General features: G+C 70.1%; 21 protein-coding genes and 2 pseudogenes. 10 read left to right on the top strand and 13 right to left on the bottom strand.

All coding sequences use genetic code 11. The annotated features are described in order from the left end of the window. Positions 1-21: 21 nt before the first annotated feature. The 4 genes and pseudogenes from ACKUU6_RS31450 to ACKUU6_RS31435 form a co-directional block, all read right to left on the bottom strand. Complete coding sequence (locus tag ACKUU6_RS31450; protein WP_407991955.1) at positions 22-462, bottom strand: transposase; 441 nt, start codon at positions 460-462, stop codon at positions 22-24. A gap of 447 nt (positions 463-909) precedes the next feature. After that, on the bottom strand, positions 910-1,371 hold the full coding sequence (locus ACKUU6_RS31445) for a response regulator transcription factor (RefSeq protein WP_407992296.1): 462 nt from the start codon (positions 1,369-1,371) through the stop codon (positions 910-912). Then, positions 1,308-1,559 (bottom strand): annotated as a pseudogene (locus ACKUU6_RS31440) (response regulator transcription factor); the annotation flags it as partial. The pseudogene ACKUU6_RS31440 and the gene ACKUU6_RS31445, both read right to left, overlap by 64 nt. Positions 1,560-1,664: 105 nt before the next feature. Next, the gene (locus tag ACKUU6_RS31435) at positions 1,665-2,897 is read right to left on the bottom strand and encodes a sensor histidine kinase (protein ID WP_407991954.1); all 1,233 of its coding nucleotides are present in this window, start codon (positions 2,895-2,897) and stop codon (positions 1,665-1,667) included. 444 nt (positions 2,898-3,341) lie between these two features. Between ACKUU6_RS31435 and ACKUU6_RS31430 the strand changes: the two genes are divergently transcribed. Beyond that, entirely contained in the window at positions 3,342-4,706 is a 1,365-nt protein-coding gene (locus tag ACKUU6_RS31430; protein WP_407991953.1) for an erythromycin esterase family protein, read from the top strand. A 36-nt stretch (positions 4,707-4,742) separates the two neighbouring features. Here ACKUU6_RS31430 and ACKUU6_RS31425 read toward each other — a convergent pair whose 3' ends face one another. The 6 genes from ACKUU6_RS31425 to ACKUU6_RS31400 all read right to left on the bottom strand — a co-directional run bounded on the left by ACKUU6_RS31425 (position 4,743) and on the right by ACKUU6_RS31400 (position 10,485). Continuing rightward, entirely contained in the window at positions 4,743-5,321 is a 579-nt protein-coding gene (locus ACKUU6_RS31425; protein ID WP_407991952.1) for a transposase family protein, read from the bottom strand. A 643-nt stretch (positions 5,322-5,964) separates the two neighbouring features. Continuing rightward, positions 5,965-7,416 (bottom strand): sodium:solute symporter family protein, encoded by a 1,452-nt coding sequence (locus ACKUU6_RS31420; RefSeq protein WP_407992295.1) that lies wholly within the window; start codon positions 7,414-7,416, stop codon positions 5,965-5,967. Between the two features lie 13 nt (positions 7,417-7,429). Beyond that, positions 7,430-8,377: a transposase gene (locus ACKUU6_RS31415; RefSeq protein WP_407991951.1), complete on the bottom strand. Its 948-nt coding sequence runs from the start codon at positions 8,375-8,377 to the stop codon at positions 7,430-7,432. Then, the gene (locus tag ACKUU6_RS31410; RefSeq protein ID WP_407991950.1) at positions 8,374-8,688 is read right to left on the bottom strand and encodes a transposase; all 315 of its coding nucleotides are present in this window, start codon (positions 8,686-8,688) and stop codon (positions 8,374-8,376) included. The genes ACKUU6_RS31415 and ACKUU6_RS31410 overlap by 4 nt, the downstream gene beginning before the upstream one ends. Before the next feature lie 150 nt (positions 8,689-8,838). After that, on the bottom strand, positions 8,839-9,621 hold the full coding sequence (locus ACKUU6_RS31405) for an IS5 family transposase (protein WP_407991949.1): 783 nt from the start codon (positions 9,619-9,621) through the stop codon (positions 8,839-8,841). Positions 9,622-10,308: 687 nt separating this feature from the next. After that, positions 10,309-10,485, bottom strand: a complete 177-nt coding sequence (locus tag ACKUU6_RS31400; protein ID WP_407991948.1) for a hypothetical protein — start codon at positions 10,483-10,485, stop codon at positions 10,309-10,311. A 4-nt stretch (positions 10,486-10,489) separates the two neighbouring features. Between ACKUU6_RS31400 and ACKUU6_RS31395 the strand changes: the two genes are divergently transcribed. The 3 genes and pseudogenes from ACKUU6_RS31395 to ACKUU6_RS31385 all read left to right on the top strand — a co-directional run bounded on the left by ACKUU6_RS31395 (position 10,490) and on the right by ACKUU6_RS31385 (position 14,287). Further along, complete coding sequence (locus tag ACKUU6_RS31395) at positions 10,490-10,636, top strand: hypothetical protein (protein WP_408649650.1); 147 nt, start codon at positions 10,490-10,492, stop codon at positions 10,634-10,636. Positions 10,637-10,932: 296 nt separating this feature from the next. Beyond that, positions 10,933-11,406, top strand: a pseudogene (locus ACKUU6_RS31390) (transposase); the annotation flags it as partial. Between the two features lie 529 nt (positions 11,407-11,935). Further along, complete coding sequence (locus tag ACKUU6_RS31385) at positions 11,936-14,287, top strand: arylsulfatase (RefSeq protein ID WP_407991946.1); 2,352 nt, start codon at positions 11,936-11,938, stop codon at positions 14,285-14,287. 202 nt (positions 14,288-14,489) lie between these two features. Here ACKUU6_RS31385 and ACKUU6_RS31380 read toward each other — a convergent pair whose 3' ends face one another. Together ACKUU6_RS31380 and ACKUU6_RS31375 are read right to left on the bottom strand one after the other, a co-directional pair. Continuing rightward, the gene (locus ACKUU6_RS31380) at positions 14,490-14,768 is read right to left on the bottom strand and encodes a hypothetical protein (protein ID WP_407991945.1); all 279 of its coding nucleotides are present in this window, start codon (positions 14,766-14,768) and stop codon (positions 14,490-14,492) included. A 461-nt stretch (positions 14,769-15,229) separates the two neighbouring features. Further along, positions 15,230-15,895, bottom strand: coding sequence for a replication-relaxation family protein (locus ACKUU6_RS31375; RefSeq protein WP_407991944.1), 666 nt, complete (start codon positions 15,893-15,895; stop codon positions 15,230-15,232). On the opposite strand from ACKUU6_RS31375, the gene ACKUU6_RS31370 reads away from it, so the two are divergent. The 3 genes from ACKUU6_RS31370 (at position 15,879) to ACKUU6_RS31360 (ending at position 17,316) form a co-directional block, all read left to right on the top strand. Continuing rightward, positions 15,879-16,151 (top strand): hypothetical protein, encoded by a 273-nt coding sequence (locus ACKUU6_RS31370; RefSeq protein ID WP_407991943.1) that lies wholly within the window; start codon positions 15,879-15,881, stop codon positions 16,149-16,151. The two genes, ACKUU6_RS31375 and ACKUU6_RS31370, sit on opposite strands and share 17 nt — an antisense overlap. Before the next feature lie 356 nt (positions 16,152-16,507). Beyond that, entirely contained in the window at positions 16,508-16,924 is a 417-nt protein-coding gene (locus ACKUU6_RS31365; RefSeq protein WP_407991942.1) for a YidH family protein, read from the top strand. Next, the gene (locus ACKUU6_RS31360; RefSeq protein WP_407991941.1) at positions 16,921-17,316 is read left to right on the top strand and encodes a DUF202 domain-containing protein; all 396 of its coding nucleotides are present in this window, start codon (positions 16,921-16,923) and stop codon (positions 17,314-17,316) included. Before ACKUU6_RS31365 ends, ACKUU6_RS31360 begins: the two co-directional genes overlap by 4 nt. Here ACKUU6_RS31360 and ACKUU6_RS31355 read toward each other — a convergent pair. After that, positions 17,292-17,432 carry a hypothetical protein gene (locus ACKUU6_RS31355; RefSeq protein ID WP_407991940.1) on the bottom strand — a complete coding sequence of 47 codons (141 nt, stop codon included), beginning with the start codon at positions 17,430-17,432 and terminating at the stop codon, positions 17,292-17,294. The two genes, ACKUU6_RS31360 and ACKUU6_RS31355, sit on opposite strands and share 25 nt — an antisense overlap. 206 nt (positions 17,433-17,638) lie before the next feature. Here ACKUU6_RS31355 and ACKUU6_RS31350 point away from each other — a divergent pair, with 206 nt between their 5' ends. From ACKUU6_RS31350 to ACKUU6_RS31340, 3 genes are all read left to right on the top strand, one after another. Further along, a complete protein-coding gene (locus ACKUU6_RS31350; RefSeq protein WP_407991939.1) occupies positions 17,639-18,310 on the top strand; it encodes a hypothetical protein in 672 nt (223 codons plus the stop codon). Then, positions 18,307-19,257 (top strand): DUF1254 domain-containing protein, encoded by a 951-nt coding sequence (locus ACKUU6_RS31345; protein ID WP_407991938.1) that lies wholly within the window; start codon positions 18,307-18,309, stop codon positions 19,255-19,257. The genes ACKUU6_RS31350 and ACKUU6_RS31345 overlap by 4 nt, the downstream gene beginning before the upstream one ends. Positions 19,258-19,462: 205 nt before the next feature. Then, entirely contained in the window at positions 19,463-20,746 is a 1,284-nt protein-coding gene (locus ACKUU6_RS31340; RefSeq protein WP_407991937.1) for a cation:proton antiporter, read from the top strand. Positions 20,747-20,850 lie beyond the last annotated feature (104 nt).

Below are 20,850 nucleotides of genomic sequence, written 5' to 3'. Positions count from 1 at the left end.
GAGACTGACGCACCACCATGATCACCTGCAGCTGAACACCAAGATCCCCGACAGAGTCAAGCTGAGGCCTCGGCGGAGTGTGCGGGTGAGGTGCTCTGGGTCGGTGAAGGCGGTGTTGGCGATCGGTCCGCGTCGCAGGAGCGACCAGATGCCTTCGACCGGGTTGAGGTCCGGTGCGTAGGGGGGAAATTGGAAGACGGTGAGCCAGTCGTGCTCGGCCGCGTACCGCTTCATGCCGGCGGCCAGGTGCGTGTTCAAGTTGTCCCAGACCAGGACGATCGGGCCGCCGAGCTGCAGGTGTGCCCGGACGGCGAGGTCGCGGTAGTCGGTCCACGCGAAGCTCTTGCGTGCTCCCTTGAGCGGCATGCGTCCGTTCCCATCCACGTCATCTGGCGCCAACACGACCCCCACCCCGCCACCCATACCGCCATCGCGCTCCTGGCCTATCTCTACCGCGACCATCCGAATTAGTGCCGTCCGCACGGAAACAGGCCCGTACCAACGCAGCCCTGACGGTCGGAAGGACGAGTCCGGGGTCCAGCGGTTGTGGCGATCCATCAAGTGGACGCGCCCCAGTAGGCGGCGCGGGCAGGAGCGTCGGCGATCTCCAGGACCCGGCGGCGGGGACCTCTCGTCCTACGGGCAGCCGCCAGGACGCCCGGCGGGAGCGCGGGCGCGGCGGCGGCCAGGCCTGCGGGCGCCTCGGCGGCAGACGACTTCGGACGCTCCGCGAGGCACCGGCGGACCGCCTTCGACTTCCACGACAGATCGCGACAGGCCCGCCGGCGGCCCTTCGCCCCAGGCGGCAGCAGGGCCACGCACCAGCCGCACCGGGAGCCCGGGACGGCGCGGTCCGTGGGGTCGTCATGTTCTCCGGGCGGCCCGTGCCGCCGCCACCGTAGGACGCTCTCAGTCCGGGTCAATCGCCTGCCGCGCCGTCACCAGCCCCGACTCGTAGGCCGCGATGACGGCCTGCGCCCGGTCACGAACGCCCAGTTCGTCGAAGATGCTGGTGATGTAGTTCTTGACGGTGGAGACGCTGATCTCCATGGGATGCCCGATCTCGTTGTTGTCCAGACCGGCGGCAAGCAGGCGCCAGACCTCGACCCCACGTGGAGTGAGACCGTGGTGCTCCCGCCTCCGGGCCGGCGCCGGCCCGGAGGCGCGGGCTGCCCGGTCCTGACGTAGGCAGAGATCAGCCGGGTGAGCAGGCGGGGAGCGACGGCGGCCTCGCCCGCCCGGACGGTGCGGATCGCGGCCACCAGTTCCTCGGGCGAGCTGTCCTTGGGCAGGAAGCCGTAGGCGCCTGCGCGCACGGCGGCGACCACGTACTCGTCCATGTCGAAGGTGCTGAGAGCGAGCACACGGCACTCGGGCAGGTCATGGGCCAGACGCTCGGTGGCGGCCACCCCGTCGAGGACAGGCATCCGGATGTCCATCACCACGACGTCGGGGCGGTACTCACGGGCGAGCGCGAGCGCCCGCTCACCGTTCTCGGCCTCTGCGACTACCGTGATGGCCGGGGCGGGTCCGAGGATCAGGGATAGCCCGCGCCGCACGAGCGGCTGGTCGTCCGCGATCAGCACCCGGATCGTCCGATCGCCCAAGTCCGCGCCCGCGCCCGCGCCCGCGCCCGCGCCCGCAGCATCCGTCCCACTCACCGGTCAGCTCTCCTCGTCCTCGCCTGTCGGAGCTTCCAGCGGCAGGTTCGCCACGACCTGGAAGCCGGCCTCCGGTACCGGACCGGCCTTCAGCGTGCCACCGTGCAGGGCGACCCGTTCCCGCATACCGATCAGACCGTATCCGGTGCTGGAGCCGCAGCCGGGGGACGGGAGGGGCATCCGCGTGCCCGTCACGAACCGGTCGGTGACGGACACGCGGATGCTCTCCGGCAGGCAGGTGAGGCGGACCTCCACCGGGACATCGGGCCCGGCGTGCTTGCGGGCATTGGTGAGGGCCTCCTGAACGATCCGGTAGAGGGTGAGAGCGACCACCGGGGGCAACCGTTCGGAACCGCCGTCCACGGTCAGCCGGACGGGCTGTCCGGCCTGCCGGGACTCCTCGATCAGGCGGTCGAGGTCGGCCAGGCCGGGCTGCGGTGCCTCCGGGGCGCCGTGCCGGACGGCCGTCGGCTCCTCGTCGGCCCGCAGGACGTCGAGCAGTTGCCGCATCTCGCGCAGCGCCAGCCGCCCCGACTCCTCCAGGGTGACCAGGGCGTCGCGGACGACACCGGAATCGTGATCGAGGTTGGCGCGCGCGCCGCCCGCCATCAGCTGCATGGTGGTGACGCGGTGGGCGACGATGTCGTGCAGCTCCCGAGCGATGCGGCGGCGTTCCTCCGCCACCGCCCGGTCGGCCAGGAGTCGGCGGTTGGCCTCCGTCTCCTGCTGCCATCGGTTGACCGCGAGGGCGGTGGCGGCGATGAGGCATGCGGCGAGGCAGGAGCTGGCCACGTTGAGGAGCCCGTGCGGCGCTGCGAGGTCCGGGGTGAGGAGGGTTACACCGATCGCCCCGAACGTCAGCGCTGCCGTCGCCCAGGGGCGACCGGTCCGGGCGGCTGAGTAGAGGGCGACCGCCAGGGTGACGCCGAAATGCTGATCCATGGGCACCGTCAGGTTCAGCAGCGCGCTGAGCCCCAGGCAGGCGATCATGACGCCAAGCGGGAAGCGCCTCCGCACCAGCAGCGGCAGCGCGGAGACGGTCAGGAGCAGTACACCGACACCTGACACCGGCACGCCTGTGGCCCGGGAAAGCGCGGTGTATCCGATGAGGTCCGCGACGGCCGCGCCGACGGTCAGCAGGGCGTCGTTCCGGGTCGGCAGGGCGACGGCGTCCGGCGGGAAGAGGATCCCGCGCAGTCCCTGCCGCGACGGCAGGGCGCTGCTACGCGTGGCCATGGTGGTCCTCTCTTCGCTGTTCTCCGCTGTGGTGGCCAACGACGGTCCGCCCGGCACCGGTGTCCGCCTCTGCCATTGTCCCCGGGTGCCGCGGCTTCCGGGTCCGCACCGAGGGCGAGACCGACCAGGACCAGGGTCCCGGTCCGGGGGGACGGCGGGTCCCAGGGGCCCGCACGGCTTCTCATCCCGTGATCGGACGATCTCCGCACACTCCGGTGATGTGCTGTAACAGAACGGTCCGAGTCCCCCTGCCGGGCGCCGCGTGATCAGCCACGCACGTCCAACCGATCCATTGCCAGGACGGCCCCGCACGATGGTGCTCCCATGCGCCTTCCAGAAGGGGCCGCCCCGGAAAAGTCCAGCGGCTTCCCTCAGCTCCCGGCCAACCGGTCGCGGACACGGACGTTCCTCGAAGATCTACACACTCGATTGAAGGGCAATAACATGACTGTTCGCACGAAGCGCACACGTCGCCGGCTACTGCTGGCGGCGGTGGCGACCGCGGCAGGGGCAGCACTGGTGCCGGTGGCGGCCCAGGCGGTTACTGCCGACGCGGCCCGCACAGCCGATGGGAAGCAGGATCCCGTACGGGCGTTGGAGCGGGCGGCCCACCCGCTGCGCACGACCGAGCCCGGTGGAAACACGGCCGACCTGCGAGCCCTGTCCGCAATGGTCGGTGACGCCAAGGTGGTCGGCCTCGGCGAGGCCACCCACGGCTCCCACGAGTTCTTCACCATGAAGGAGCGGGTCTTCCGCCACCTCGTCGAGGACAAGGGCTTCACCACCTTCGCCCTGGAGCTGAGCTGGTCCGCAGGACTCCAGATCGACGACTACCTCCAGACCGGCAAGGGCGGGGACGCCCGCAGCGTCGCCAAGCAGACCCTCACCGACTCACCCTGGGAGCGCGAGGAGTTCGTGAGCCTCATCGAGTGGATGCGCGACTACAACCGCCACCACCCCGACCGCCCCGTGCACTTCATGGGCGACGACATCGGCGCCCCCTCGTTGAACGACGCGTTCTTCGGACGGGTGACCGGCTACGTGGAGAAGAACCACCCCGAGGCACTGCCGCGGCTCAACGAGCTCTACACCGGCCTGCGGCCCATCGACAACGTCTTCGCCTACCTGGGCAAGCCGCTTGCGGAACGACAGCAGCTCGCAGCCAAGGCGCAGCAGGCCCTGGAACTGGTCAGCAGCACGAAGGGCTCCGGCGGGGACGCGTTCGACTGGGCCGAGCAGAACGCCCGCTCGATCGCCCAGACCGCCAAGTTCCTCACCATCGACCCGACCGACCCCAAGTCGCTGCCCGGCTTCGAGTTGTTCCGAGACGAGGTGATGGCCCAGAACGTAGCCTGGTGGCGGCAGCACACCGGCGACAAGATCCTGGTGTCGGCGCAGAACAACCACGTCGGTTACCTCTCCGACAACCCTGAGCTGTACTCCAAGACTCAGGGGTCGTTCCTGCGCGACACCATGGGCAAGGACTACCTGCCCATCGGCTTCACCTTCAACCAGGGCTCCTTCCTGTCCAAGGACGCCGCACTGGGCGGCGACTGGAAGAAGTTCACCGTGGGCGCTGCCGAGCCCGGCAGGAACGAGTACGCCCTCGACCGGGTCGGTTACCGAGACTTCTACCTCGACGTCCGCAAGGCCCCGGCTGCCGCGCGCGCCTGGTTGAACGTCGCCCGGCCCACGCTCAACATCGGCACGCAGTTCCCGGAGAAGCCGCGCGACGTCGCGATCGCCCGGTCCTTCGACATCCTCATCCACCTCCATGAAATCCGGGAGGCCGACAAGCTGAGGCCGTGACGACCCCGGGGAGCAGGCCGCGCCGACATTGAGCCTTTAGCAGCGTTTCTCTCCAGGCCCAGGACGGCTCCAGGGTCCAGGAAGGTTGGCAGCTGACGTCAGGCGGTTGGGCTTCAGCGGGCGCGCCGGAAGATGCGCCATCGCTTGACGCCGGCAACGCCGCGTTCGACGGGGTGACCGCTGTCGGGCGAGGGCCTGGTCGATGGATCTCTGTCCGGTGGTGAGCTCGCCGCCGGGCGGGCGCCTGGCCGAGATGGCGAACGTGCCGCCCGCGCCGGTGCAGGCCGTGTCGGCCAGGGCGGGGATGCGGAGCCGACCACAGGTCTTCACGATGCGGTGGCGAGGGGCCGCGGTCAGGTCGTGGGTGCGGCCGGGCGGGGGCCGGGAGATCCACACGAGCCTTCCGCGTGCACCGGTGGTGACCTGCAGGTTCACGCCGTGGCGGCGGTGCCTGCCCGAGTGGTCGGAGCGGCCGTCGCCGACGCGGTCGCACTCGGTGAGGGCGTCGTCGCCCAGGACGTACTCAGCGTCCGCCTCGCGTCGCAGGGCATGGCCCGGAGAGAGTGCACGGCCTCCTCGCGAAGCTTGTCGGAACCCGATTTCTTGGGCGGCCAACGGTCTGTTGTGGCCATCGCCTACCTCCTCCGGCTCGGGCGCGTGGCGGACGTGCCGGACGCAGTCTTCTTCGCCGCTGTCTCCTCGGCCGGGGCGGCCGCCTTCGGTCCCGCGCTCTTCCGGGCCGGGGCCTCGGCCGAGCCCGTGCGGCTCGTCGAGCGCTTGGCGGGAGGAGTCTTCGCCGGAGCCTTCTTGGCCGCCGTGGTCGACTTCCCGGCCGGGGCCTTCTTCGCAAACTTGCGTTCGGGCTCGGGCTCGGCCCCGGGGGCCGACCGCGCGGTACGCCCGGAGCGGTCACCGCTCTTGGCGGCGCCACGCCTCGCGGCGGCTCCTCCTGGTCCTCGTCCTCCGGCTCCTCGGTCTCCTCTGACAGCTCGTCCTCAGGAACCTTCTCCCATCGGACCTCGCCTTCGAGCTCCTCCTCGTCGTCCTCGCCCTGCGGCTCCTCCTCTTCTTCCTCCGGCCCCTCGTCTTCCTGCCGCTCCTGGTCGTCGCCCTCCGGCTCGTCGGGCTCCTCGTCCTTGGGCTTCGGCTTGCCGATGTTGAGAGTGCGCTCGTGCAGGGCGTCCGCAAGCTCGCCGACGCGCCGGTTGGCTGCAGCGGCGACACTGGTGCCAATGCGTCTGTCCCACAGTTGGAGGCTTCACTGGTGGCTGGCTGTGGCCCTGGGGCCGGGATCCGGTTGGGGTGCGGCGGTGTCGGCGGGATCGTAGTGGTAGTCCCCTGCCGCTGTCTCGTCCTTCCCGTCAGGCGCTCCGAGCGCCCGCAGCAACCAGGTTGCGACGCTGGCGACCACCAGATTGAGCAGCAGGGCGGTCAGCGCGATGTATCCGCGTTGGCCGAGCCAGGGCAGTTCGGCGGTCTGGGCAGCGAAATGGGGGCGGCCTGGGGCGCTCTGTGCATAGGCGGTGACGGTTCCGTACAGCATGCCCGCGATCAGCCCGGCGAGCAGGGCCCAGCGGTGGAACCATCGGGTGTACAGGCCGACGACGACGGCAACGAAGGTCTGCAGGATCCATACTCCGCCCAGCAGTTGGAAGTTGACCGCGTTCGAGGAGTCGAGGGTGAGGACGAATACCAAGGCGCCGAGTTTGACGAGCAGTGAGACGATCTTGGCCACCCGGGTCTCCTCGGCCGGTGTGGCGTTCGGTCGCAGTACCTCTCGGTAGAGGTTTCGGGTGAACAGGTTGGAGGCGGCGATGGACATGATGGCGGCGGGGACCAGGGCGCCTACGATGATGGCCGCGTACGCGAGGCCGGTGAACCAGGACGGGAAGGTCTGGGCGAACAGCACCGGCACGGCCCGCTGGGGGTTCCCGCCGAGTTGTTCGCGGGTGAGGCCCTGGGCAAGGGCGAGGTAGCCGAGCAGGGCGATCAGCCCGAGCGCGACCGAGTAGGCGGACAGTGCGGCGATGTTGCGGCGGACCACGGTGCGGCTGCGTGTGGACAGGACGGCGACCTGTGCGTGCGGGTACATGAACAGGGCCATCGCGGAGCCTAGCGCCAGGGTCATGTAGGGGATGACGCCGGAGGCCGGGTCGAGCACGGTGTTGCCCTGGGTCTGCGGGAGCTGCTTGGCCGCGGTGTCGAAGACCTGGCCCCAGCCGCCGAGCCGGGCCGGGACGTACAGCACCGAGACGATCACGACCAGATAGATCAGGGCGTCCTTGACGAACGCGATGAGCGCGGGTGCCCGCAAGCCGGATGCGTAGGTGTAGGCGGCCAGGACGGCGAAGGCGACGAAAAGCGGCACGTCCCTGGCCCAGGCCGATTCCCCGGGGGCCAGTCCCATGACGTCCAGCACCGCCTGAATGCCCACCAGTTGGAGCGCGATGTACGGCATGGTGGCCAGGATTCCGGTGACGGCGACCGCGATGCTCAACACCCGTGAGCCGTACCGGCCGCGTACGAAGTCGGCCGGGGTGACGTAGTCGTGTCTACGGGAGACCGACCACAGGCGGGGCAGGAACACGAAGATGATCGGCCAGACCAGGTTGGAGTAGGCGACCGGGAAGAAGCCAGCTCCGCCGACGGTGAAGAGCAGCGCGGGCACGGCGACGAAGGTGTAGGCGGTGTAGAGGTCCCCGCCGAGCAGGAACTGTCCCGCGTCAAGTAGCTGGCAGGTTTTCGGGCTCGGGAAAGTTGGGGACGAGCGGGTCCGCGGCGCCGGTGTGGACGTCGTGGGGCCGGTTCCAGGCCAGGGCCTCGTGCGGTCGGACGGCGTTGTACTCGAGCCGGTAGTCCTCGGCGTGCCGGACCAGATCGAGGGCGTCGGGGATTTCCTCGAGGAACAGCTTCTCGTACTTCAGCGAGCCGAAGCCGCGCTCACGTGAGCCGTTCTGTCCGGGCGTGCGGACCCGGGTACGGACGTGCCGCAGCTCCGGTCGGGTGGCGATGAACGCCTCGAACCGGAACGAGCGGAACGGTCCGCCGTTGTCGGTGACGATGGTGACCAGCGGCTGCACCGTCCCGTCCGCGTCGCGCGGGGCAAGCTCAGCCAGTAGCTTTCCGGCCAGCAACTCAGCTTCCTTGATGGCGAGTTCGATCGCGGCGATGGCGTCGTGCTGGTTCGCGGTGGGCGACACGTGCCAGCCCAGCTCGTACTTCGACCAATAGTCCCGGCAGCCCGCGAGCCGCCAGGTTCCGCCCGAGGTGGTCTCGAACTCGGAGAAGTCGAGCTGCCAGACCTGGTTCGGGCCGGTCGGATCGGTCGCGAAGGCGGCCTTTCGGCGGGCGGCGAGCTGGCGCCGTTCCCGCTGGTAGCTCGCCTCCAGAAGCAGGCCATCGTCCCGCAGCAGCCGCAGCACGGTGGCCTGCGAGACGCGGTGGCCGTCGTGGCGGCACATCGCCCACACCTTCCGGTGGCCCCAGGCCGGGTGCGCGAGTGCGTGCCGGCGGGCGGTCTCCCGGACGCTCTCGCGCGCCGGGCGCGGCCACGGTCCTCTCGCCTGCGCGCCCTGGCGGGCGCGGGCCTGGTGACGGCGCCAGGTCCGCTCGGGCACGCCGATGAGCCGGCAGAACCTCGCGGTCGGCATGCCCGCCTCGGTGCGGATCACCTCGAGGTCCTCGAAGGGCCCAGCCGGCCCTCCGCGGACTTCTTCCACACCCGTAGCTCGACCGCGGCCTCACCCAGCGCCTGGGTCAAGTCGGCGATCTGGGCTTCGAGTTGCTCTTCCCGGGTGCTGGGGCCGGACCTGCCCTGGAGTCCGGCCCGGCCGGACTCCAGGAACTGGCGCTTCCAGGTCCCGATCGACTGCTCGGAAACCTTCGCCCGCCGCGCGGCCTCAGCGACGGTCATCTCACCGGCCAGGATCGACAGCACGATCCGGGCCTTCTCCTCCGGCGGCAGCGCCGGTGGCCTCACCATGATCGATCAGACTCCTTCACAGGGCAGGACCCGCAACAAACGAGCCGTGCCACAAAGTCTGACGCGCGACACCGAAGGTCGAGGGGGTGCGGGCGAAGGCCAAGCGCCTGGCCGCGCGGGGCTGGCTGGCTGAGGCGAGCCCGGGGATGTTCAGTGTGGTCGCCGGGCGAGGCGGCGGCTCATGACCATGCTCATGGACCACCGGATCATCGCCTCGGCGGTGTCGGTGCGCGCCTCGTAGTCGCGGGCCAGGCGGCGTGAGCGCATCAGCCATGCGAACGTGCGCTCCACCAGCCATCTTTTGGGCAGCACGACGAACCCGGAGGTGTCGTCGCTGCGTTTGACCACGGTGAGCGCGATGCGCCACAGGCTCGCGGCGAGGTCGACCAGGTGACCGGTGTAGCCACCGTCGGCCCAGACCAGCGTCAACCGGAAGTACCGCTCCCGCAGCCTGGCCAGCAGAGCGCCGCCGGCCTGACGGTCGGTCACGTTCGCGCCGGTGACCATGACCGCCAGCAGCAGCCCGAGAGTGTCGACCACGATGTGCCGCTTGCGTCCGTTGACCTTCTTGCCGCCGTCGAAGCCCCGTGACGCGGACGGCACCGATGCGGCGGCCTTCACCGACTGCGCATCGATGATGCCCGCGGTGGGCTCCAGGTCGCGGCCGGCCGCCGCGCGGACCCCGTCCCGCAGCCGATCGTGGAACTCCGCGATCAGGCCCCTGTCGCGCCAGCGCCTGAAGAAGGCGTAGACGCGGTCCCACGCGGGGAAGTCGGATGGCATCGCCCGCCACGTGATGCCGCCCGCGACCAGGTAGCGCACGGCGTCGACCATCTGCCGGTGGCAGTAGCCCTCGGGCTGCCCGCCCCGGCCCTCCAACCACGGCGGGACCGGCATCGCATCACGGACCACCGCCCACTCCGCGTCGCTCATGTCCGACGGGTAGCTCGGCCGTCTGTCCGGATGGTTGCCCGCGTTCCCGAACCGGTGCGCGAGGCAGTCACACGACCGGGTAGCCGAACTGGACCCGGACGGCGCGAACGCGTAGAACTGCGGCAACAGGGCCTCCTGTGTGCTCGTTTGATCTCGACAACCCCGAGCTACACGGGAGGCCCTGCTTTCATGCGCACCCGACCAAGAGATCACCCAGCCGAGTCGTCACACTCGAACCAACGTTCACCAAGATCGATAGAGCAACGGCTTCTAAGGCCGCGGTCGCCGACCAAGCGTTGGAAGACCATCGCCACCGCGGACCCAAGGCTCATCCCGGCAAGCACGAACAGTGCACAGCTCAAGACCACGGGCTGCGACCTCCAGTCAATCTGGGCAGCCGAGGTGCCGCTACCAAGGACGGCTCCTGGGCGCTCAATCACCCCCTGGAGTCACTCGCATGCTCATGGTCACCGGAAATGGGATAGTCGGCAACGCGGTGTCGCTGCTGCGATCGGGCGATCAGCGGGCTTGCGCCTCGGCGGCTCCCGAACACCCGCGGCCTGGAGCCGGGACGATCCGTCCCTGCTCCACTGCTCCAGCTGACCGCCCTCCGAAGGGGCCGGGCAGCCCTGAGCGCAGGTGGGGCGGCGGCGCCGGCGGCTACGGGAACGCCGACCGACCGCCCGCTCAAGGGCGGGGCTGGAGTGCTTCGCGCAACGCGGGGAGATCGGTGAGGGTGGCCTGTTCGGCGTGACGGGCCAGCAGGCGGCGCAGGGCGCGTTCGTCGCGGTCACGGACGGCTTCGGCGATGCCTGCCAGCAGGCCGCCGCCGAAACGGTGGGTGGTGGAGCAGACGAACGGCACCCCGATGCTGCACCGGCGCCTCGCTCGCGAGTACGACCACCGGCCCGACACCTCCGCCTCACGCGTCTACTGGGCCTCCACCGCCAACATGGCCCGCCGCCTCACCACACCAGCCCCGGCCTGGCGCGACACCCTAGGACTGGCCGCGTGAACATCGCCGAACTCCTGGCGGACCTCCAGACCCGGCAGGACGAGGCCACCGCCCGGGCCGCTGAACTACGCGTCCGGATCGAAGAGCTCGCCGCCGACCTGACCGAGACCGAAGCGCGGCTCACGGACCTGGCCACCACCCGAAAGATCATCGCGGAGATCACGCCGACAGGGACCGAACCCGAACCACCCGAGACGAACACCACCTACCAGGCCATCGTGAACGCCTTCAACCAGCACCCCGACCAGGAATTCCGGGCACGCGAGCTGCACGAACTCCTCGGCATGCCCACCGACGAGGCGTCCGTCAACATCCCCCAGGGCATTGATGCGGGCAAGAAGATCGTCGGCCGCAAGCGCAGCACCGTCGTCGACACGCTCGGCTTCCTCCTGCTCGTCACGGTCACCGCCGCCGGCGTCTCCGACAACGACGCCGGAAAGCAGCTCCTGACCCAACTCGCCACCACCCACCCCACGATCACGAAGGCGTGGGTCGACACCGGCTACAAGACCCAGGCGATCGAGCACGGGGCGAAGCTGGGCATCGACGTCGACGTCGTCCCACGAAATGCCCAGGTCAAAGGCCTCTCGGTCGTCCCGCGGAGATGGGTCGTCGAGCGCAGCTTCGGCTGGATCATGCTGCACCGCCGACTCGCCCGCGACTACGAGACCAAACCCGAGCACTCCGAGAGCATGATCCGCCTCGCGATGATCTCGAACCTCGCGAAGCGAGCAACGGGCGAAAGCACCATAACCTGGCACAATCCATGAACTATCCCTCAAACGAGCAGCACGTCCTCTGAGAGTGAGTACCTGACAAGTCGATGCCGGGTTCAGCGGCGCCTGGGGACTGGCACCAAGGACGGGCGAGCTGGCCGGGCTATCATTGGCGGCCCTTTCACACGATCAGGCGAGCCTGACGATACCCGGCGGGTCCGCCTCAGCGAGCGATCGGATCACACCACGCCGCCGACGGCCCGGTGCGGCCCGGACGGTCAGGCAGCCGAGCGACGGCGATGCCGATGCCGCAGGTGCCAGACCGAGCCAAGATCACCATGGAAAGCGTGGCCAGGTAGGAATGTCGGGTCCGGGCGGCGGACGGCGGTTCCGCTCCTCGCGATTGCCACGGTGTGTCTCGGGGGGCTATTCGCCTTGTGCTTGCACCCTGGGAGAGCGGACTGTGCCGCCTGGCGGCTGCACCCGAGATGTGACCCCTGATCCGGATTCCCCAGGTCGCAGGCGCCCGCCCGTTTCCCGGGCGGGCCGCCGAGCGCCTCGACTCATCGTGAAGAAGGCCCGTGTGAAGAACTTCAAGGGCAAGATCGCCCTCGACATCCGCGACTCGAAGCCGGACTGGGCGCCGTTCATGGCGCCGAGGGCCCGCGAGGGCGCGCCGAACGTGCTGGTGATCGCCTGGGACGACGTGGGCTACGGGACGATGGAGTGCTTCGGCGGCCCGGTGAAGACGCCGACAATGTCCCGGATCGCGGACATGGGGGTGAAGTACTCGAACTTCCACACCACAGCGCTGTGCTCCCCGACGCGGGCCTCGCTGATGACCGGCCGCAACGCGACGTCCAACGGCATGGCCACGATCGCGGAGTTCAGCGCGGGCTTCCCGGGGATCTCGACCCGCATCCCGTTCGAGAACGGCTTCATCTCCGAGGTACTGGCCGAGCACGGCTACAACACGTACTGCGTCGGAAAGTGGCACCTCACCCCCGGCGAGGAGACCAGCATGGCCTCCTACAAGGGGCGCTGGCCGCTGGGGCGCGGATTCGAGCGGTTCTACGGTTTCCTCGGCGGCGAGTCGAGCTGCTGGTATCCGGACCTGGTCCACGACAACCACTCCGTCGAGCCCCCGGCCACCCCCGAAGAGGGCTACCACATCGCCAACGACCTCTCCGACCAGGCCATCCGGTTCATCCGGGACGCCAAGGCCGTCGAGCCCGACAAGCCTTTCTTCATGTACATGTCCCTGGATGCGGCCCACTCGCCCCACCACGTCTTCAAGGAATGGGCCGACCGGTACAAGGGCGTGTTCGACGAGGGCTACGAGGCGATCCGGCCCGCGATCCTGCGCCGGCAGAAGGAGCTCGGCCTGCTGCCCGAGGACACCGAGTTGTCCCCGATCAACCCGCACGGCGAGCCGGAGGTCACCGGACCGGACGGGCAGCCCTGGCCGGGCCTGGACGTCGTACGGCCCTGGGACACGCTCGGCGGCGACGAGCAGCGACTGTTCATCCGGATGGCCGAGGTCTTCGCCGGCTACGTCTCCTACAGCGACGACCAGCTCGGCCGTGTGATCGACTTCCTCGACACGATGGGCGAACTCGACAACACGATCATCGTCGCCGTCTCCGACAACGGAGGAAGCGGCGAGGGCGGACCCAACGGCACGTTCAACGAGTGGCGCTTCTTCAACGGCCTGCCCACCCCGACCGAGCTGTCCCTGCGGCACATCGACGAGCTCGGCGGCCCGACCTCGTACAACCACTACAACACCGGCTGGGCCTGGGCCTTCGACACCCCGTTCCCGTACTGGAAGCGGTGGGCCGGCTACGAGGGCGGCGTCGCCGACATGTGCCTGATCTCCTGGCCCGCCGGCATCGCGGCCCGCGGCGAGGTGCGCGAGCAGTACATCCACGCGGTCGACATCGTCCCCACCCTGTACGACCTGCTGGACATCGAACCGCCCGCCGTCCTCAAGGGGTACCCGCAGAACCCGATCGAGGGCGAGAGCTTCGCGGCCTCCCTCACCGACCCCACCGCCCCGGGCAAGGACACCCAGTTCTACGCCATGCTCGGACAGCGATCGATCTACCACGACGGGTGGCTGGCCTGCACCGTGCACCCGCCGCTCAGCGGCTGGGGCAAGTACGAGCACGACCGTTGGGAGCTCTACAACCTGAAGGCGGACCGCGCCCAGTCCCACGACATCGCCGCCGACCACCCCGCCCGGCTCGAGGCCCTCAAGAGCCTCTGGTACTACTACGCCGGCCGCTACAACGGCCTGCCCCTGGACGACCGCACCGCCCTCGAACAGACCCTCGCCGAGCGCCCCCACGGCACGCCGCCACGCGACCGGTACATCTACTACCCCGACTGCTCCCCCGTACCCGAGCAGTCCGGCGTCGTGATCAGCGGACGCTCCTACACCCTGTCCGCCGGGGTCGACATCCAATCGGCCGACGCCCAAGGCGTCCTGTACGCCCACGGCGGCGTCGCCGGAGGCCACAGCCTCTACATCAAGGACCGCCGCCTGCGCTACGCCTTCAACTGGGTCGGCACACACCTGCAGAACGTTGAGAGCGACCGCGACATCACCCCGGGCAGGCACGTCCTCACCGCCGAGTTCACCGCCAAGGGCCGCAGCGCCGACCCCGCCATGCCGGGCACCATCGGCGCCCTCACCCTCTACATCGACGACCAGCCCGTCGGCAGTGGCGAGATCACCACCCAGCCCGGCTACTTCTGCGTCGTCGGAGACGGGATCTGCGTCGGGCGCGACGGAGCGTCACCCGTCACCCCCGACTACCAGGGCTCCTTCCCCTTCACCGGCGGTGTGATCGACAAGGTTGTCGTCGATGTCTCCGGCGAACGCTACGTCGACCATGAAGCCCAGGTCCGCGGCTGGTTCGCCATCGACTGACCGTGGCAGGCATTCTTGCGGCGCTTCGACAGTCGGGCCCCGGCCTGGGCGGGTCCAGGCCGAGGCCCTGTCGCGGCCCAGCTGTCGCGCCGGGACCACACATGGGGGTAAACACCTATCCGCCCAGGCCACAGCACGCGACAGCACCCAACGCGAAAGGGGTCGCGACAACTGCACGCGACAGCTGCACGGGGGCCGGTAGTCACGCCGCGCGGTCCTTCACCGGGTGGAGCTTGGCGTGCAGCATACGCACGTCCCACCACGGGTCATCCGGGGCGGAGACCAGCGCGGCGACCTGCTCGCGCCTGGTCGGGGCGGGCAGCACCAGCGGCCCCAGCTCCTTATTCTCCCGGTCGCTGACGCACTTCGGGCACTCCAGCCGGTCAGGGCCGGCCTTCTCCTTCAACTCCAGGAACGAGCTCGCCTTCCCGCCGATCGAGCCCCGGCACGTCCAGCACGGGCGCAGCTTCGCGTTGGCCACGCGGGCCGCCTCCAGCCGTGCCTGGGCCTCGGCCTGGCGTTCCTCCTCGCTCCGCTGTTACTCCTTCTTCTGGCAGTCCCAGCAACGGCCACCCGGGCGGCAGGTCTAGATCTGTCGTCCCTTGGAGCCGTACTTCTCGGTGCTCTGGCGCCATGGCACGTTCCCGCAGTCGGCGCAGGCCAGGGTCTTCATCAGTTCCCGGTCCTCCTGGTCGGCCTTCTTCTCCCTTCTCCCGGGCCTTTTGGCGCTCGCCGTAGGCCTCGCGGGTGTCTGGGCTGTCCAGCGCGTCCAGTAAGCAGTAGCGGGCTCTGTCGCGGCCGTAGCGCCACCACACCGGCCCGAGCGGTCCGTGCTCGGCCAGCGGCTCCAGGGTGTTGGCGATGACCGGCACCGCGTCATCCGTACTCGCGCCAGCCGTCCCCGCCCGCGTTGTCGGAGCGCATGGTCCACCAGGACCCGTCTCAGGCGTCGCGTGCCAGGTCCGCCACCTTCTGCTGGCGGTTGGCCAGGGCGAGGGGTCCGACGTCGGTGACGACCAGGGCGACCGGCGGGTACCCGGGCCGGGTGTGGCCGGGCCAGGTCCGGCGCCACCAGTGCACCGTGCGGTCGGCCAGCTCCCCGTCGGCCAGCGCGGGGTCGGTGCTCTTCACCTTCGTGCGGAACAGCTCGCGGTAGGCGGTGAACTTCGCGGCCACTCGCTCCGGCGACATGATGGAGCGGTCGACCTCGACCATCAGCACCGGCACTCCGATCTCCGGGGCCTGCCACGCCGCGTCCTGGCGCACCTTGCGTCGGCCTCCTGGCAGCGGGACCTCGGCCTCGGTCGCCCAGTCGGTCACGGTGCCGACCCCGCCCGCGGCTTCGGGCGCGGGGCCGCCGAGGACGAACGCGGTGATCGACTCGTTGCCGGCCATCGCGTGCTGGGCGCCGGAGCGGCCGGCGCCCCGGGCGGTGCCGCCCATGTCGGAGCCGGGCAGGCTGAGGACGTGCCCGGCCGCCTCCAGTCCGGCCGTGCCCTCCAGCCGCCAGGTCTTGTGCCGGTTGCGGGTGTTGCCGTCGGAGGCGACCAGGCCGTGCAGCGCGAGATCGCGCAGCGCCTGCCGGATCGCCTTGTTCGACGCCGCCAACCGGGCGGAGCAGGTGCTGGAGCTGGTCGGCGGTGGCGACCTTGAGGACGCCGAGCGCGCCGAGGACATCGGAGCGCATGGCATTGGTCGAGCCGTTCGGGTTGGCGGCGCCGCGCCGGTACGCGGTCCGTACCGGCCAGGACAGATCGGCCGGTACGACGGCGTCGGCCTGGTCGTCGTTGTCGTCGGGCTGGTCGGGGCGCTGACAGGTGTTCACGGGCCTCTCCCGGTGCTGGTGGTCGGCTGCTGCCTCTGAGGGATATCCGGCGCTCCTGACAGCCGCCAAGCCCGTTTCCGGCCGGCGCACCGGCCCCCGTCCCAGCCCCACCCCAGCCCGCCTCCGAGCGGGCGCGCGGACGGCCTGACCGGACCGGCTCGCTCCGGCCGGTCCGGTCCGCCCGGTGAACGGCGACCGAAGCGGCTTGGGCCGTCGCGGCCCAGCGACGTCGCGCACCTGGACCGGGTCCGCTCCGCACCGCGATTCGCCGGTCCTCTGCGCCGACCGCCCTGCTTCACTGGATCCATGCTCTGTTGCGTAGTCAGGGCCCGCCGTCCCGCGCCGGGCGCCGCGGGACGGACCCGGCCGTCCGCCGGTGTGCCGGAGAACGGGCAGTGACCGCGTGGCGGCGGACCGGACCGCCGGGTGACGGGTCGGACGGCTCCCTGCGAGCCACCGGGCAGCCGGGCGAGGAACCCGATCCGCGGTTCACCTTCGCCAACGAGCGGACCTTCCTGGCATGGAGCCGGACCGCCCTGGCCCTGGTGGCGGCGGGACTGGCGATCACCCAGCTGCTGCCGCCGTTCCCGGGAATCCACTGGGGACGCCGGGCGCTCGGGGTGCCGCTGATCGTCCTGGCGGCGGTGGTCGCGGTGGCCAGCTACCGGGAGTGGGACCGCGACCAGACCGCACTGCGGCTGGGCCGCCCCCTGCCGCCCAGCGCCCTGCCCCGGATCATCGCCGTGGTGGTGGCCGCCGAATGCGTCCTGGCTGCGGTGCTGGTGGTGCTGTCCGCGCGGTCCGGCACATGACCGGTCCGGACCACCCGCCGCCCGGCCCGGTGCGGGACGACGTCGAGGACCTCGATCCCGGCCTGGCCCGCGAACGCACCCGGCTGGCCTGGCGGCGGACCGCCATCGCGGTCACCGCCGTCGCGATCGCCGTGCTGAAGTTCGACCCGGTCGCCGGCGCGCCGCTGGTGGTGACCGCGGGCGCCCTGTGGGTGATGGGCCCGCAACTGGATCAGACCGGGCCGATGGGCCGGGCCACCCGGCCGCGCCGACGAGCCGTCCGGGCGATCGCGCTGATCACACTGGTGACCGCACTCGTCGCCCTGGGAGTGGCGCTCAGCGCCGGGGGCACCACCCGGCAGTTCCACAGGACTGCTGGCCCGGCCGGTCAGCGCGGCGGGTACCGCGAGTAGGACGGGAAGTTGCCGTACAGACCCGGGGCTGCGAGGGAAGAGGGAGCCACCTGGTCCTTCCCGACCTGGGCCGTGGTGCCGTGGATCACCTTCTTCGTGGCCCTCGGCTTCGCCATCCGGGAGTCCCTCGACACGGGGCCCGGCATCGACCGAACGCCCCCAAAAAAAGGCCCCGACAAGCCACTACCCCGCCGAACCCGCCCGGCCGCATCCGAGGAGGCGGCCGGTGTCCTTCGTGTCTCTGGAAGGTCAGCGTTGCCCGCCTCACCCGTTCAGGGGTCAGAAGGTGCAATGGCCACCCCGTTGAAGAAGGGTTGTCCGTATGACCGACACGCCGATGCATCTGGAGGGCCTTCGGGCCTACGCTCAAGGAGAGCTCTTCCTTCTGAGCCGGGCGGGCGAGGGGTTCGAAGGCCTCGTCTACAACACCACCGGGTTCGGCCCGTGCCCTGCCGATGCGTTCGCGGCGATCGACACCGCGCAGCTGGCGACGGACACCGGGTGCGATCTGGTGTGGAAGAACCCGAGACGGTTTTGGATGATGGACACCCTGACCATCGGCCTCGCCGGCGAGCCCCGCGAGCTGGGTGGCCTGATGTTCAACTGCCTGGCCGACATGAAGATGCCGGCCGGCTTCGACCCGCAGCGGGACCAGTCGGCGCTGGCCTACCGGCCGATGCAGATCCACCGGGCCAACACGTACACGTTCCTGAGCGGACGGCCGGTCTTCCTCTTGAGATCGCCCGACGAGATCACCTGGGTGATGCAGACTTTCACCGATCACGTGGATCACAGCCTGACCGAATCGGCGCTGCCCCGCCTGGCCGAGCGCCTCACACTGCCCGCAGGCTGGACGCACAAGGCGCGGACGGTGGACCGTGACCTGACCATCACCACCCACGGCCTGGCGCACATCATCTCCGACAACCTGGCCAACATGTACCAGGGCTGCGTCGACGGGGTGAACAACCCTGGGAATGAGCACCAGCCATGAGTGACAAGGTCAAGGTAACGGTCGAAAACTTCGTCCGGGCCGAATCCAACCGTGCGATGGCGAAGCTGATGGCGCTCTGCGGTGGCGTCAACCGGTGGCATCACAACCGGGTGCCGACACCGCTCGATCAGCAGACATCGGCCCGGATGAACCGCGACACGCTGTACAGCTTCGCTGTGTTGGACTTGGCCGAAGGCGCCACTGTCACAATGCCGGACAGCGGCGACCGCTACGCGTCGCTCATGGTTCTCAGCCAGGACCACTACGTCACCAAGGTCATCCACACACCCGGCGAGCACCGGCTCACCATCGACGACCACGGCACCCGCCACGTACTCCTGACGATGCGCGTCCTGGCCGACCCAGGCAACCCCGCCGATGTCGCCGAGGCCAACGCCCTGCAGGACGGTCTGAGGCTGTCCGCAGGGTCGGCCGAACCACTCGTCGTACCCGACTACGACGAGGACTCCCTCAGCGCCGTACGGGACGCGCTCGCCGTGCTCGGCCGGACCCTGCCCGGAACCGAGCGAATGTTCGGCCGCCGCGAGGACGTCGACCCCGTTCGGCACCTCATCGGTACGGCGGTGGGCTGGGCCGGCCTCCCCGAGAGCGAGGCGTTCTACCTACTGGTCGAGCCGGGCCTGCCCGTCGGGAAGTACCGCATCGTGGTCGGTGACGTGCCCGTCGACGGCTTCTGGTCGATCTCCCTCTACAACGCCGACGGCTACTTCGAGGACAGCGGCGAAGGCGGATGCGTCCTCAACCAGTTCAACGCCCAAAGGGAGCCGGACGGCTCGGTCGTCATCAACCTCGGAGGGTGCGCCGACGGGCGCCCCAACTGCCTGCGCATCATGGACGGCTGGAACTACACCGTCCGCCTCTACCGGCCACGCCCCGAGATCCTCGAGGGCACCTGGACCTTCCCGGCCGTACAACCCGTCGGCTGAGAACGCCCCCGCCCGGTCCGCGGACCTGTCGCCATGCACAGCGTCACGGGGTCGGCGTGTCTCGTCCCTTTGATGCGGCCGCGTTGGGCCGACCGGGCCGAGCTGAGGGCGTTTCGGAGCACGGTTGCCGCAGGCCGGACCGGCGCCGCCATAAAGTCGGACTCCGCCTCTCTGCGCGAGGCGCGAGGCGGGGTGAGGAGTGCGGATGAACGGCTGGGCCGTCGTTGTCGCCGGGGGTGTGGTCGTCGGCTACGGGGCACTGTCACGGCGTTTGTCGACCACGGCGCTCTCGGGACCGCTGGTCTTCATGCTCGCCGGTCTGACGATCGGCCCGCTGGGCCTGGACCTGCTGGACCGGGCGAAGGATCCCGAGGTCACACGGACGCTCCTGGAGAGCGCGCTGGTACTCCTCCTGTTCGCGGACGCGGCGGGAATCAGGGCCCGGGACCTGCGCCGGGAGGAGTTCCTGCCTCTGCGGCTGCTGGCGCTCGGCCTGCCGGTCACAATGGCTCTGGGGTGGCTGGCGGCCTGGCCGCTGCTGCCCGGCCTGAGCATGTGGGAACTGGCCCTGGCCGCCGTCATCCTCGCGCCGACGGACGCCGCGCTCGGGCAGCAGGCCTTCTCCAACAAGCGGGTGCCCCCGCTGGTCCGCGGCGGCCTGACCATCGAATCCGGTCTCAACGACGGCCTGGCCCTTCCGTTCTTCGTCCTGGCACTCGCGGCGGCGAGTGAGGGCCACGGCCATCCGGGCGTGGCCGAGACGTTTCTGCGCGCGCTGCTGCTGAGCAGCGCGATCGGAATCGCGGCCGGCCGGACCGGGGCGAGCCTGCTGCGCTGGTCGCTCGCCCGCGGGTGGAGCAGCTCCGACTGGCGGCAGTTCCTGGTCCTCGCCGTCCCGGTCATCGCGTACGTCCTGTGCGCCATGGTCGAGGGCAGCGGCTTCATCGGCGCCTGGGTCGCCGGCCTGGCTTTCGGCATCCACCTGCGCCGCACCCCCGCCGGTCTGGGCATCCCTCCCCGCGACTCGGACCCCGCGCAGTGCACCGGGTTCACCGAACGCCTCGGCCTCCTCCTCGCCTCGCTGAGCTTCCTCGTCTTCGGCGCCGTCATCCTGGGACCCGCACTCCAGCACCTGACCTGGCGCACGGTCCTCTACGCGCTGCTCAGCCTGACCGTCATCCGGATGCTGCCCGTCGCACTAGCCCTGGCCGGCACCGGCCTGCGCCCCGCCTCCATCGCGTACATCGGCTGGTTCGGCCCGCGGGGGCTTGCCTCCCTCGTGTTCGGCCTGCTTGCCCTCGAAGAGCATCTGCCTGGGGGAACCCTGCTGAGCGAGGTCATCGCCGTGACCGTGGGCCTGAGCATCATCCTCCACGGAGCGTCAGCTCCCATCCTGGGCCACCGCTACGGCACATGGTTCACCAGGACACTCCGCAGGGAACCGAACCTGCGGGAGAACGCCCTCGAGCAGCACGACGACCCACGCTGACGGAGTCAGCAGCCTTCCGGGGACAGGAACACCGACCGGCCCCGAGACCAAACCGCAACGGCCATCGGCGCCCGCGTACTCAGACGGAAGAACTTCTCCAACTC

It is taken from the genome of Kitasatospora sp. CMC57, from assembly GCF_045866025.2.
Classification (GTDB): Bacteria; Actinomycetota; Actinomycetes; order Streptomycetales; family Streptomycetaceae; genus Kitasatospora.
Note: the sequence above shows the minus strand (reverse complement) of the source record. Positions and strands in the feature narration are given on the sequence as shown.

Coding starts and splice junctions, on each gene's coding strand:
- ACKUU6_RS31450 (WP_407991955.1), bottom strand. CDS start 462: ATGGTCGCGGTAGAGATAGGCCAGGAGCGCGATGGCGGTATGGGTGGC.
- ACKUU6_RS31435 (WP_407991954.1), bottom strand. CDS start 2,897: ATGGCCACGCGTAGCAGCGCCCTGCCGTCGCGGCAGGGACTGCGCGGG.
- ACKUU6_RS31430 (WP_407991953.1), top strand. CDS start 3,342: ATGACTGTTCGCACGAAGCGCACACGTCGCCGGCTACTGCTGGCGGCG.
- ACKUU6_RS31410 (WP_407991950.1), bottom strand. CDS start 8,688: ATGGTGAGGCCACCGGCGCTGCCGCCGGAGGAGAAGGCCCGGATCGTG.
- ACKUU6_RS31405 (WP_407991949.1), bottom strand. CDS start 9,621: ATGAGCGACGCGGAGTGGGCGGTGGTCCGTGATGCGATGCCGGTCCCG.
- ACKUU6_RS31395 (WP_408649650.1), top strand. CDS start 10,490: ATGCTGCACCGGCGCCTCGCTCGCGAGTACGACCACCGGCCCGACACC.
- ACKUU6_RS31360 (WP_407991941.1), top strand. CDS start 16,921: ATGACCGGTCCGGACCACCCGCCGCCCGGCCCGGTGCGGGACGACGTC.
- ACKUU6_RS31355 (WP_407991940.1), bottom strand. CDS start 17,432: ATGGCGAAGCCGAGGGCCACGAAGAAGGTGATCCACGGCACCACGGCC.
- ACKUU6_RS31350 (WP_407991939.1), top strand. CDS start 17,639: ATGACCGACACGCCGATGCATCTGGAGGGCCTTCGGGCCTACGCTCAA.
- ACKUU6_RS31345 (WP_407991938.1), top strand. CDS start 18,307: ATGAGTGACAAGGTCAAGGTAACGGTCGAAAACTTCGTCCGGGCCGAA.
- ACKUU6_RS31340 (WP_407991937.1), top strand. CDS start 19,463: ATGAACGGCTGGGCCGTCGTTGTCGCCGGGGGTGTGGTCGTCGGCTAC.